The 12,404-nt window shown below is 69.5% G+C and carries 10 protein-coding genes and 1 pseudogene; 4 read left to right on the top strand and 7 right to left on the bottom strand.

Annotation, left to right across the window (positions count from 1 at the left end; all coding sequences use genetic code 11):
* Window positions 1–194 precede the first annotated feature (194 nt).
* Together B3I25_RS00360 and B3I25_RS00365 are read left to right on the top strand one after the other, a co-directional pair.
* Window positions 195–815 (top strand): superoxide dismutase, encoded by a 621-nt coding sequence (locus B3I25_RS00360; RefSeq protein ID WP_035962724.1) that lies wholly within the window; start codon window positions 195–197, stop codon window positions 813–815.
* A 179-nt stretch (window positions 816–994) separates the two neighbouring features.
* Window positions 995–1,972: a 2-hydroxyacid dehydrogenase gene (locus tag B3I25_RS00365; protein ID WP_286737417.1), complete on the top strand. Its 978-nt coding sequence runs from the start codon at window positions 995–997 to the stop codon at window positions 1,970–1,972.
* A gap of 109 nt (window positions 1,973–2,081) precedes the next feature.
* Here B3I25_RS00365 and B3I25_RS00370 read toward each other — a convergent pair whose 3' ends face one another.
* Window positions 2,082–3,521, bottom strand: coding sequence for a cysteine desulfurase family protein (locus B3I25_RS00370; RefSeq protein ID WP_286737418.1), 1,440 nt, complete (start codon window positions 3,519–3,521; stop codon window positions 2,082–2,084).
* A gap of 71 nt (window positions 3,522–3,592) precedes the next feature.
* Between B3I25_RS00370 and B3I25_RS00375 the strand changes: the two genes are divergently transcribed.
* Window positions 3,593–3,925, top strand: coding sequence for a cupin domain-containing protein (locus B3I25_RS00375; protein WP_085108234.1), 333 nt, complete (start codon window positions 3,593–3,595; stop codon window positions 3,923–3,925).
* Here the strand turns inward: B3I25_RS00375 and nadC are convergent.
* From nadC to B3I25_RS00400, 5 genes are all read right to left on the bottom strand, one after another.
* Complete coding sequence (gene nadC, locus B3I25_RS00380) at window positions 3,922–4,821, bottom strand: carboxylating nicotinate-nucleotide diphosphorylase (protein WP_286737422.1); 900 nt, start codon at window positions 4,819–4,821, stop codon at window positions 3,922–3,924. The genes B3I25_RS00375 and nadC overlap by 4 nt on opposite strands.
* Complete coding sequence (locus tag B3I25_RS00385) at window positions 4,799–6,577, bottom strand: L-aspartate oxidase (RefSeq protein ID WP_286737424.1); 1,779 nt, start codon at window positions 6,575–6,577, stop codon at window positions 4,799–4,801. Before B3I25_RS00385 ends, nadC begins: the two co-directional genes overlap by 23 nt.
* A 3-nt stretch (window positions 6,578–6,580) precedes the next feature.
* A complete protein-coding gene (gene nadA, locus B3I25_RS00390; protein ID WP_286737425.1) occupies window positions 6,581–7,912 on the bottom strand; it encodes a quinolinate synthase NadA in 1,332 nt (443 codons plus the stop codon).
* Window positions 7,909–8,616, bottom strand: a complete 708-nt coding sequence (locus tag B3I25_RS00395) for an NUDIX hydrolase (protein ID WP_144997529.1) — start codon at window positions 8,614–8,616, stop codon at window positions 7,909–7,911. The genes nadA and B3I25_RS00395 overlap by 4 nt, the downstream gene beginning before the upstream one ends.
* Window positions 8,617–9,008: 392 nt before the next feature.
* Entirely contained in the window at window positions 9,009–9,134 is a 126-nt protein-coding gene (locus B3I25_RS00400; RefSeq protein ID WP_277424968.1) for a hypothetical protein, read from the bottom strand.
* 162 nt (window positions 9,135–9,296) lie between these two features.
* Between B3I25_RS00400 and B3I25_RS00405 the strand changes: the two genes are divergently transcribed.
* Entirely contained in the window at window positions 9,297–11,654 is a 2,358-nt protein-coding gene (locus B3I25_RS00405) for an AAA family ATPase (protein ID WP_286737429.1), read from the top strand.
* Window positions 11,655–11,660: 6 nt separating this feature from the next.
* Here B3I25_RS00405 and B3I25_RS00410 read toward each other — a convergent pair.
* A pseudogene (locus B3I25_RS00410) lies at window positions 11,661–12,404 on the bottom strand (amino acid permease); the annotation flags it as partial.

Here is a 12,404-nt window from a genome sequence, read left to right on the forward strand (position 1 = left end):
GTGACCTCCAGGGCGGTATCGGGGGTGGACATGGGCCCGAGGATAGGTCACGGCCCGGGCGGCAACGCACCGGTTGTGACGGAAGATGACGGGCTCCGTGAAACATACGCTAGTGGCTGAACGTCCTTGACCCGCCGAACCGCAGCGACGGACAGTTGAAGCATCACGCACCCGCAAAGGAAGGATGATTCACCGTGGCTGAAAAGTTCACTCTCCCCGATCTTCCCTATGACTACGCAGCGCTCGAGCCGCACATCTCGGCCCAGATCATGCAGCTGCACCACGACAAGCACCACAACACCTACGTGACCGGTGCCAACACCGCGCTCGAGAAGATGGAGGAGGCCCGCGCCAACGGCGACGCCGCCGGTGCCGCCAAGCTCTCCAAGGACCTCCAGTTCAACCTGGGCGGCCACATTAACCACTCCATCTTCTGGAAGAACCTCTCCCCGGAGGGTGGCGACAAGCCCGAGGGTGAGCTCGCCGCGGCGATCGACAACTTCTTCGGTTCCTTCGACGCCTTCCGCGACCAGTTCACCGCGGTGGCCACCACCATCCAGGGCTCCGGCTGGGCCATCCTGGCGTACGAGCCCATCGCCGGCAACCTGGTGATCGAGCAGATGTACGACCAGCAGAACGGTGTGCCCGTGGCCACCATCCCGCTGCTGCAGCTGGACATGTGGGAGCACGCCTTCTACCTGGACTACCAGAACGTGAAGGCCGACTACGTCAAGGCGTTCTGGAACATCGTCAACTGGGCGGACGTGGCCGAGCGCTTCGAGAAGGCTCGCGGCGGCGCCAAGTCCCTCATCTGATCCGGATGTGAAGTCCGCACCCCACGGGGTGCCTCGGAACCCCGCACGGCAGTTCTCGTGGCCGCGCGGGGTTTCGTGTTCCTCCGGGCGGCCGCCGCCGACGCCGCTCCCCACCTCCCACGCCCGCCCGCCCGGTCCGTGCCGCATGAGTCGGTGCGTGTCGTACCCGAGGAGAGTTCATGAAGACACCGCGTTTCCTGGTCACCCGTGAGATCCCCGAACCGGGGCCGTCCATCCTGGAGGACGCGGGCGACGTCGAGATCCGGGACGGGATGAGCGCGGACGAACTGCGCGAGGCAGTGACCGGCGGCGAGTACGACGTGGTGGTCTCGCAGGTCTCCGACCGGTTCGACTCAGAGCTGCTGAGCGAGGCGCGGATCCGGGGGATCGCGAACTACGCGGTGGGGTACAACAACATCGACGTCGCGGCGGCCGCCGAACACGGGATTGCCGTGGGCAACACCCCGGACGTCCTCAATGACGCGACCGCCAACACCGCCATGTTGCTCCTGCTCGGCGCCGCGCGGCGTGCCCACGAGGCCGCCGAGTACCTGCGGGACGGGAAGTTCACGGGGATCGGACCCAAACTGCTGGTCGGTCAGGACGTCACCGGGGCCACCCTGGGGATTGCGGGCATGGGCAGGATCGGCAAGGCCGTGGCCCGCAGGGCACTGGGTTTCGACATGACGGTGATCTTCACGCAGCGCCCGCCCGAGGACCGCGCGGTCTCCGACGACGAACTGGACGATCTGGCCGGGCGGGTGCGCCAGGTGCCGTGGGACGAACTGGTCGAGACGAGTGACTACCTCTCGCTGCACGTCCCGCTCACCGAGGACACCACGCACCTGGTCGACGCGGACGTGTTGCGGCGGATGAAGTCCACCGCGGTGCTCGTGAACACCGCCCGCGGCCCCGTGGTTGATGAAAATGCATTGGTTTCGGCGCTGCGGGATGGGAAGATCTTCGCGGCCGGGCTGGACGTGTTCGAGAACGAACCCGAGCTCGCGGCCGGGCTGGCCGATCTGCCCAACGCGTTCTTGCTGCCGCACGTGGGCTCCGCAGAAGTGAGCTCACGGGCGGGGATGGCTCGCAAGGCCGCGGAGAACGCCGTGGCCATGGCCCGCGGTGAGAAGCCGCCGTACGAGGTGACGCCGTAGCGTCCCGCCCCCTCGGGGCGTCGCGCGGAGCGTGAGCTCACGACGAGCGGCCCGCAGCGCGGCCCTGCGTCACGCCGACATCGGTGTGGCCGCGGGTGGGAAACACCGGTCAGAGTGCGTGCTCGCCGCGGAGGTGGGCAATCACTTGCGCGGTGGCGCGGACGGCGCTGTCCACGTGGGCCTCGGTCGTTTCTCGGCCCAGGCTGAACCGCACCGACGTGGTGGCGAGCTCCGCGGGGATCCCCAGGGCCGTGAGCACGTGGGAGGGCTCGCTGGAACCGGCCGCGCACGCCGAGCCCGAGGACACGAGCACCCCCAGGTTCTGAAGGTCCACCAGGACGGTTTCGCCATTGACGCCAGGGAAGCAGAAGGACGCGTTGGTCGGTAGTCGCGTGATCCCGTTCCGTCCCGACGTCGCTCCGACGGTTGCTGTCGCACGGCCGGCCGGCGGGATGAGGCCCTCGGAGGTGATCGAGGCTGGCGGGTCGACGGAAACGGCCGGGTCCGCGGACGCAGCCGGGCCGTCCGGAGTGGCCGGGGTGGCACCGCCATTGCCGAGGCCGCCCACAACGTTCCGAGGATCCTGGCCGGTCAGGATTGCGTCCGGTACGGAGTTCAGGATGCCCGAGATCAGTCGGTCACGCAGGGCTGTCGAGCGGGCCGTGTAGGCCACCCGTTCTCGCTCGGCCAGCTCCAGCGCCACCGCCAGGCTCACGGCGCCGGCCACGGTGGAGGTTCCCGAGCGGCGCCCGCGCTCGTGACCGCCACCGTTCAGCAGCGGGCGCAGCGGGGTGCCGCGCTTGAGCCACAGCAGGCCGATCCCTGGCGGCGTGCCGATCTTGTGTCCCGCCAGCGTCAGCGCGGCCACTCCCAGGTCTTCGACGTTCAGCGGCAGAGTGCCGGCCGCTTGCACGGCGTCCGTGTGCAGTGGAACCCCGTACTCCGCCGCGATCTCCGCCAGGGCGCGGATGTCCTGGACGGTCCCCACCTCGTTGTTGGCGAGCATCACCGACGCCACGGCCACGGTGGTCGGATCGGAGGCACTGCTGCTCCCGGGAGGGGCATGGGAGGCGACGCCGCGGGAGGGGGCGGCACGGTCGGGGAGGGTGCGAGCGGCGTCGTCGTCGGACACGAGGGCGGCGCGGAAGGTGTCGGGGGAGAGCGCACCGGAGGGATCGACGGGCAGTTCGAGCGTCTCGAAACCGTCATGCCGGGCGAGTGCGCGGGCGGATTCCAGGACGGCGTCGTGCTCGATGGCGCTGACCAGCAGGCGGTGACGCGAAGGCTGCCGTTCCTGGCGGGCCAGGGCGATGCCCTTGACCGCCAGGTTGTCCGCCTCGGTGCCGCCGGAGGTGAAGATGATCTCACCCGGGCGGGCCCCGAGGACCGCGGCAACGCGCTGGCGGGCGTCCTCGAGGGCGCGGGCGGCGCGCTGGCCGCGCTCGTGATGACTGGACGCGTTACCGAACCCGCCGGTCAACCACGGCCACATGGCCTCGAGCACTTCGCGGCGCGGGGCGGTGGTCGCCGCGTGATCCAGGTAGATCATGATGTGACCTCTCGTGATGACGGACATGTCATGCCCGTGACGGGCGATGAGCCGGACTGTAAAGATGGACCATGGAAGAAAACACGCTGACCACCATTGCCCAGGACATGCTCACCGAGGCGCGCGAGGCGTCCAGCGGGCGTTCCGCCCACCACCTCAACGGCGGCCGCGAGCACACGCTGCAGCAGACCATGATCGCGCTGGCCGAGGGCCAGGACCTCAAGGAACACGAGAACCCGGGCGAGGCCACGATCCAGGTGATCACGGGCCGGGTGGAGCTCGTCGCCGGCGACGAATCCGTGCAGCTCGGTCCTGCCCAGTACGCCGTGATCCCGCAGCAGCGTCACTCCCTGCACGCGCACGAGGACTCCGTGGTGCTGCTGACGCTCGTGAACAAGGGCTAGTCCACGGCCACGTCCAGACCCAGGTCCAATGCGCGCACCGAATGGGTGAGCGCGCCCACGGAGATGACGTCCACGCCGGTGGAGGCCACCCTGCCGATGGTCTCCAGCGTGATGCCACCGGATGCCTCCACGATGGCGCGACCGTCCACCACCGCCACGCCGCTGATCAGGTCCGAGTGGGCGAAGTTGTCCAGCATGATGGTGTCCACCCCGCCGGCCAGGACGTCCTCGATCTGATCGAGCCGGTCCACCTCCACCTCAACGTGCGTGGTGTGCGGCAGCTTCTTGCGCAGTTCGCGCAGCGCATGGGTCACGGAGGTACCGTCCGCGGTGAGCACGGCCAGGTGGTTGTCCTTGAGCATCACGGCGTCCGAGAGGCCGAATCGATGATTGTTGCCGCCGCCGCACGTCACCGCGTGCTTCTCCAGCGCTCGTAGTCCGGGGGTGGTCTTGCGGGTGTCGGTCACGCGGGTGCGCGTGATGGTCCCGGCGGGCAGGTTGTTGGCGCGTTCCACCTCTGCCACGGCCTTCTCGACCTCGGCCACGTACCGAGCGGTGAGCGTCGCGATCCCGGACATCCGCTGCACGAGGTTCAGCACGGTGCGTTCGGCGCTTAGCAGTGGTCGCGCCGGGCCGGTGATGGTTGCGATGGCGGTTCCGGGGGTCAGCGGGTCACCATCGCATACGTGGAGCGTGACCTCCAGGCCCGAGTCCGCCGTGGCGAAGCCGGTCCGGATGATCTCTTCTCCCGCAAAAATTCCTGCTTCCCGCGAGGTGATCGTGGTGGTGGCGGTCGCCGCGGCAGGGATCACGAGCTCGGAGGTGATGTCACCCCACGGCGCATCCTCGGCCAGGCTCGCACGCATCACGACTTCAACGGCTGAGCGAGTCAGCATGGTCTGTCCTTTCGGGGGTGGGTGCTGCGGATCCGGAGGCGATCCATGCGGTGCTCGTGGCCAGGCGGGGGTCGGTGGCCGGGTGGTCCACGCGCTGATGGGCCCCGCGGGATTCGGTGCGAGCCAACGAGGCGCATACGAGCGCATGCCCCACGGTCAGGAGGTTCCGGTCCTCCGCTTCAGCCAGGGTTCCAGGGGCCGCCGACGTATCCTCCTCGTCCGACGACGACGCCGCGAGCCAGCCTTCCAGCCGCGCCTTCGCCCGTTCGAGGCCCTCGGCGGTGCGGAACACCCCGGCGCCCTGCCACATGGCTTGCTGCAGGCCTGCGCGGGAGAACGGTTCGGCGCCGGCCGAGTCCGTCGGGGACGGTTCCCTTCCCGTGGAATACGGCCTGGTGCTGAGCAGCGGGTCGTTTCGGTCTGCCAGGCGGGGCTGGACGTGGGCCGTTGCCTCATCGAGCACGCGCGGCTCCGGTTCGCTGCAGAGGGCCACGGGCGACGCGTCCGCGGGTCCCCCCGGACCGGCGAGCAGTTCGCCGATCCTGCGGCCGAGGACCGTGGCTTCCAGCAGGGAATTCGAGGCCAGGCGGTTGGCCCCGTGCATGCCGGTGCGGGCACATTCCCCGGCGGCCCACAGTCCGGGAACAGTGGTGCGGCCCAGCGCATCGGTGGCGATGCCACCCATGAGGTAGTGCGCAGCGGGGCTCACGGGGACCCACTCGGTGGACCAGTCGATGCCTCGCCTCGCGAGTTCGGCGTGGATGGACGGGAACCGGCGGGCCAGGAACTCGGCGCGGGTCAGCCCGGGCTGGACGGGGATCGTGGAGCAGTCCAGGTATGCGGCGCCGTCGTCGGATGCCGTGCGCGCCGCGAAGACCGCGCGCGCCACCACGTCCCGGGGAGCGAGTTCCGCGCGGGGGTCCACATCGGTCATGAAGCGGTGGCCGTGCTGATCGCGCAGTACCGCTCCCTCACCGCGGACCGCCTCGGAGATCAGGAACGAACCCGGAGCGGCCATTGCGGTGGGGTGGAATTGGAAGAACTCCAGGTCACGCACCTGGGCACCGGCGCGCAGGGCCAGTGCGATGCCGTCCCCGGTGGCCACCTGGGGATTGGTCGTCCACGGATACAGCTGACCCGCGCCGCCCGTGGCGAGCGCCACGTGGTCCGCGGGGAGGAACTCCTCGTCGCCCAGCTCTCCGCCGCGGAGAACCGGGCGGACGGTGCAGCCCACGACCCGGTCACCGACCACGATGACGTCCGTGACCAGGGTGTATTCGCGCAGACGGATATGTCCCCCGTGGGCCATCTCGCGTGACCGAGCGGACAGGGCCTCCTGGATCGCGTGCCCCGTGGCGTCGCCCCCGGCATGCAGGATGCGCGAGATGCTGTGCGCAGCCTCCAGGCCCTGCACCCACGGGGAGTCGGGGCCGGCCACGTGGTCGAAGGCGACGCCGTGGTCTGTGAGGTCGCGAACAGCCGCGGCGGAGTCCCGGACGACCCCGTGCACCACCAGCGGATCACACAAGCCCGCACCGGCCACCAGGGTGTCCTGGACGTGCAGCCGTACCGAATCCGCGGGGTTTCCGCCGGGGAGGGAGCCGGTCATCGCGGCCATCCCACCTTGGGCGCGATCGGTCGCGGTGTGGGTGAGTGCGGCCTTGGTGACCACGGTGACGCGGGCACCGGCCTCCGCCGCGGACAAGGCCGCGCTGAGACCGGCGACCCCGGTGCCGATGACCAGGACGTCAGTCATGACTCACGCCCTCGGGACGGCGGCGAGCATGCGTTCGAGAGCCACGGACGCCTCCCGTGCGACGTCCTCGGCCACGGACACCTGATTGACCACGCGACCGGCCACGAGTTCCTCCAGGACCCACGCGAGGTAGCCCGGGTGGATGCGGTACATCGTGGAGCACGGGCAGATCACGGGATCCAGGCAGAAGATCGTGTGCTCGGGATGCTCCGCGGCCAAACGGTTGACCATGTTGATCTCGGTACCGATCGCGAACGTCTGCCCCGGCTCCGCGGCCTCCACGGCCTTGCGGATGTGGTCGGTGGAGCCCGAGGAATCGGCGGCGTCCACGACCTCCATGGGGGACTCGGGGTGCACGATCACGGTGCAGCCGGGGTATTCCGCGCGGGCCTTCTCGATCTGGCCCACCGTGAAGCGCTTGTGGACGGAGCAGAAGCCGTGCCACAGGATCACGCGGGAATCCTGGAGGACCTGCGCGGTGTTGCCGCCCAGCTCCCTGCGGGGATCCCACAGGGGCATGTGCTCCAGCGGCACACCCATGGCCTTGGCGGTGTTGCGACCCAGGTGCTGGTCCGGGAAGAACAGCACGCGCTGGCCGCGGCCGAAGGCCCAGTCCAGCACGGTCCGCGCGTTCGAGGACGTGCACACGATTCCGCCGTTGCGACCGCAGAACGCCTTGAGCGCGGCGGACGAGTTCATGTAGGTCACGGGGATCACGGAGGCGAGCGGCTCGCCGTCCTCGCCCATGATCGTCCGGCCGTGGGCGTCCGTGGCGTGGGGGCCGAACACGTCCAGGAGATCCGCCCAGCACTCCTCCACGGAATCCGCGTCCGCCATGTCCGCCATGGAGCACCCCGCAGCGGGATTGGGAAGGATCACGGACTGGCCGCCCCGGGAGAGGATGTCCGCTGTCTCGGCCATGAAGTGCACACCGCAGAACACGATGGCTTCCGCCTCCGGGTGCGCCTTGGCCTGCTGCGCGAGCTGGAACGAATCACCGATGAAGTCCGCGTGCTTGACCACTTCGTCCCGCTGGTAGAAGTGCCCCATGACGACGGCGCGCTCACCCAGAGTCTTCTTGGCCGCCGTGATCATGGCGTCCAGTTCCTCGGGGGAGGCATCCCGGTAGCGCTGCGGAATAGTGGGCTGCGCGGGGGAGCCGGCCGGAGCGGCGTCGTCCTGGGAAGCACCCGGGCCGTAACCCGCCGAGAGCGGGGCGGGGAACTCCCACGGGTCCTGGGTGAGAGCGGCGTTGCACGAACCGCCCTCAAGGGTCGCCGCGGTGCCGGATGGGCGGGTGGGTAGCAGCGTGAGTCGGGTGGCCACGGAGGTCATGGGGTCTCCTCGGTACGGTCTGACGGGGATGGGCGGAAGAGTCCGGGCGGTTCGGCCGCCGCGAAGCGGTACAGCGTGGGAGGGCGGTGCCGGGCGCCGGCGAGGCGCTCGCCGGTGTCTCGGAGCTGGCCGGAGGACAGGACGTGGCGCCGGAAATTGGAGGGATCCAGGGCTTTGCTGATGATGGCTTCGTGCACCTCGCGCAGGGCCGCGATCGTGAACGTCTCCGGCAGGAACGCCCGGGCCACGGTTGGCTCGGCGATGCGACCGCGCAGGTGTTCCAGGGCGTGGGCCACGATGAGTGAGTGGTCGAACGCGAGGTCCGGCAGGTCGGTGACGCGCAGCCACGTGACGTTGAGGTCGTTCTCGCCCATCGCGGCCTCGTGCGGCGGGAGGGAGGCCCAGTAGACCACGGTGACCTGGCGTTCTTCGGCCCCGGCGGAGCGGGTCAGTCCGCCGAACGTGGCCAGTTGTTCCAGGTGGGTGGGGGCCAACCCGGTGGTCAGGGTGAGGCTGCGCAGGGCGGAGTCCTCGAGATCTTCAGTGGATCGCAATGGACCGCCCGGCAAAGCCCACATGCCGCGGTAGGGATCGCGAATCCGGCGGACCAGGGGTAACCACAGCTCGTGGGCACTGTTCTCGCCCGTGGGGCGGACCGTGAAGATCACCGTGGACACGGCCAGCAGCACGCGCTGATCGGTCATGGCGGCTCCCCGGTCTTCGACGCCCCGCGGGGCCGGATCGTTAGTGTCAAGATGACTCTAACGTGCTAAAGTCGTTATGACCATAAGTGCGACGGGATGCTTCACCCAGCAGGGAGCAGGGCGGTCCACCGAGCGGGGGTCCCGTTCCCCGGGGATGCCAGGAGACCATCGGGGTGCGGGAGCGTGTCGGCGGGTCCGGCTTGCCGTGCGCCGTCGCCGACGCCGTCGGTGCGAGGGGTCGAACGCTCGGGATGCCTGCTACCGTGTGCCGTCGCGGTTGCCGTCGTCCCCCACGGCCGTCGAGTCCGTCGCGTTGGAGGTGGCCCCACCGCGGCGTAGCTAACGTCCAGGTCCGAGTGTTCGACGCCGGCCCGGGAGAGGATCTCGCGACCCTAGCGGACTGCTTCAGCAACCGTTCCGCCGTTGGCCACCACGGCGGCCGTGATCCGTGCCGCGAAGTCCTCGGCGAGCACATCCGTCCCGGGGCCGTGGGACTGGGATGTGTGCTGGGTGCTCACGGGTGGACCGTCCTCGGACTCGCGGGTGGTGGATGTGGCCGGTGGTGGGTGTTGCTGATGGTGGGTGCCGCTTGTCAGCCTCATTCAGGGCGGGGAGGCCGGACCCCGCGGTGGGCGCGGTAGGGTCACACGTGCACCGCCGCATGGAAAGGATATGCCCGGGTGAACGCGACCAATCCCTCCGAACTGGTTCTCACCGGCGAGTTCCGGGAGGCCCTGCAGCGGCTGCACCACGGGGAGAGCGTGTTCCTCACGGGCAAGGCCGGGACCGGTAAGTCCACCCTGATCCGGGAGTTCATGGCCCACACCCGGCGCAACGTGGTGGTCGTGGCACCCACGGGTATCGCGGCGTTGAACGTGGGCGGGTACACGATCCACCGATTGCTCTCGTTGACCCCGGGGATGTCCCCGGAGGAGGTGCGGCGCGGGCGGTACTACCCCGGCCGGTTCGCGGCCACCCTGCGCGAGTTGCACACGCTGATCGTGGACGAGGCGTCCATGGTCCGGGCGGATCTCTTCGACTGCCTCGTGGCCGCCCTGGAACGTTTCGGCCCCAAACCTGGGCGCAAGTACGGCGGTGTGCAGCTGGTGTTGGTGGGGGACCTCTACCAGTTGCCGCCCGTGGTCACCGATCACGAACGCGAGTACTTCGCGACCCGCTACTCCACCCCGTACTTCTTCTCCGCGGACACCTACCACCGGGACGACTTCGCCACGGTGGAACTGACCACAGTGTTCCGTCAGCTCGGGGACGACCGTCTCGTGGACATCCTCAATGCCGTGCGGGAGGGTGCGCTGCTCGAGGAGGCCCGCCGGGAGCTCAACGCCCGCACCGACCCGGACTTCACCCCGCCCATCGACGAGTTCTGGCTGACCCTGACCACGACCAACCGGATGGCCACGTCCCGCAACCGCGGGATGCTCGAGCAGATCCCCGAGCCGGCCGTGCACCACTCCGCGATCCTCACGGGGCAGCTGGACGGGTTCGAGATCCCCGTGGGCCGGGAGCTCGTGTTCAAACGCGGCGCGCAGGTCATGATGCTCACCAACGATCCCTCCGACCGGTGGGTCAACGGCACGATCGCCAAGGTGGCCGACCACTTCTGGGAGGACGGCGAGCTCATCGTGTACATCGAGCTCCCCGACGGTCACCTGGCCAAGGTCGAACCCAACCTGTGGGAGGTGACGCGGCCCGCCGTCGAACACGGAACGCTGCGCCACGACGTGATCGGGACGTACACGCAGCTGCCGTTCCGTCTCGCGTGGGCGGTGACCATCCACAAGAGCCAGGGGCAGACGCTCGACAATGTGGTGGTGGACCTGACCGGGGGCACGTTCGCCGACGGCCAGTTGTACGTGGCGCTGAGTCGCTGCACGTCCTTCGAGGGGCTCGTGCTGCGGCGCAACGTGTTGCCGCGCGATCTCAAGGTCGATCAGCGCATTCGCCGCTTCCTGTGCTCGGGGTCCCGGGACGCGGACACGAGCAAGGGCAACGTGTACCTGGGCATCTGCAGCGTGGGGGACGTGGGCGAGCGCTGGAGGCCCCGGCCCGTGGAGCTCGCCCTGGTCAGGGACGACGGCCTGGAGCTGAGCACCCTGGTCAACCCCACGCGGGACATGGGGGACGCGCGCAGCGCATACGGGATCACCGCGGGCCAGGTCCAGCTCGCGCCCCTGCTCACGGACGCGTGGGCCGCGCTCGCCCCGCACCTCGCGGGTCGCGTGCCCGTGGGCGCGGACATCGACCGCCAGCTCGGGTACCTCGATCACGAGCTCAAACGCACGGGGTACGTCACGCACATGCCCCTGGGGTACGACGTCGCCGCGGGGCGGGTCTCCGCCCAGCAACGCCGCGGTCTCGGGGCGGCGACGGCGCTCGAACGGGCCCGTGCGGTGCGTGAGATCGCGGCTTCGTCGGGCGTCGCGGAGGGACTGGCCGATCCGTTCCCCGAAGCTCAGGACCGGTCGGGCTATCTCATGCCCCGGCCGGACGGTGTCACCGGGTTCACCGTGCGGTGCAGTGCGGATACCGCGGGGCACCCGGGTGCGGTACTCGCCGAGAAGTTGCGGGAGGCCGGGGAGCGCGGGCGGCTCTCCGCGCAGAGCCTCGCGGTGGTGCGCGCCGTGGAGGAGCACACGGGTGAGTACATCCTGGACGGGTCGGCCGATGCGGCTCAGGGGATCGAGGCCGTCCTGGTGCCGGGTGCGCGGATCTGTTTCACCGGAACGGTGATCGGCCCCGACGGGCGGGAGGTCTACCGGGAGGACCTCGAGGACATGGCCGTGGAGCGTGGGCTGCAGCCGGTGGCCAACGTGACCAAGACCCGCTGCGACGTCCTGGTCACCGCGGAGGACGGCTCGCAGTCGAACAAGGCCAAGAACGCCGCGAAGTGGGGCAAGCCGGTGTTCACCGCCCGGGAGTTCACGGCGTGGTGGCGGGGTGAGCCCGCCTCCGCCGGACCGGAGTCGGCCGCGGAAGCGGGCGTGGTGATCCGCCCACTGATCGACCCGGCCGGCTGAACCGGGTTACCTGGAACCGGTGGCCACGGGACCCGGGGTGACCGCAGCGGCGTCGTCGGGCAGGGCCGTGCGCTCGCGGCCCTTGCCGCGCACGAACGCGAAGAACACCGCCGTCATGATGACGAGCCACGCGAAGCCTGCGATCAGGGCAATGCGGGTGTCCGGGGTGAAGGCGAGCAGCACGATCACGAACGCCATGAACGCGAGGGCCGCGTACGTGCTCACGCGACCGCCGGGCAGGGGGTAGGAACTGCGCGGGGCGCCGGCGCGGGCGCGCTCGCGGGACATGCCCAGGTGGGAGACCAGGATCATGATCCACACCCACACGGTCGCGAACGTGGCCAGGGACGCGATGATCAGGAACACGTTCTCCGGGATCACCGCGTTGAGCACCACACCGATCAACAGCACCACGGCCATGAGCGCCACGGTGAGGGTGGGCACGCCGCTGCGGCCCACATGGGTGAACGCGCGCGGCGCGTGACCCTGCTGCGCGAGCCCGTAGACCATGCGCCCGGAACCGAAGATGTCCGAGTTGATCGCGGAGATCGCCGCGGTGATGATCACCGCGTTGAGGATGTGGGGTGCGAACGGGATGCCCAGGGAGTCGAAGATCTGCACGAAGGGGCTGACCTCGCCGGTGACCTCGTTCCACGGGAAGAGGCTCATGAGCACGAACAGGGTCAGCACGTAGAACAGCAGGATCCGCACGGGCACCGTGTTGATCGCGGCGGGGATGGTCTTGGCGGG

Source organism: Kocuria sp. UBA1838, from assembly GCF_002338785.1.
Classification (GTDB): domain Bacteria; phylum Actinomycetota; class Actinomycetes; order Actinomycetales; family Micrococcaceae; genus Kocuria; species Kocuria marina.

Excerpts from the sequence above, each read along its gene's own strand:
- B3I25_RS00365 (WP_286737417.1), top strand. The coding sequence starts at position 995 with ATGAAGACACCGCGTTTCCTGGTCACCCGTGAGATCCCCGAACCGGGG.
- B3I25_RS00370 (WP_286737418.1), bottom strand. The coding sequence starts at position 3,521 with ATGATCTACCTGGATCACGCGGCGACCACCGCCCCGCGCCGCGAAGTG.
- B3I25_RS00375 (WP_085108234.1), top strand. The coding sequence starts at position 3,593 with ATGGAAGAAAACACGCTGACCACCATTGCCCAGGACATGCTCACCGAG.
- nadC (WP_286737422.1), bottom strand. The coding sequence starts at position 4,821 with ATGCTGACTCGCTCAGCCGTTGAAGTCGTGATGCGTGCGAGCCTGGCC.
- B3I25_RS00385 (WP_286737424.1), bottom strand. The coding sequence starts at position 6,577 with ATGACTGACGTCCTGGTCATCGGCACCGGGGTCGCCGGTCTCAGCGCG.
- nadA (WP_286737425.1), bottom strand. The coding sequence starts at position 7,912 with ATGACCTCCGTGGCCACCCGACTCACGCTGCTACCCACCCGCCCATCC.
- B3I25_RS00395 (WP_144997529.1), bottom strand. The coding sequence starts at position 8,616 with ATGACCGATCAGCGCGTGCTGCTGGCCGTGTCCACGGTGATCTTCACG.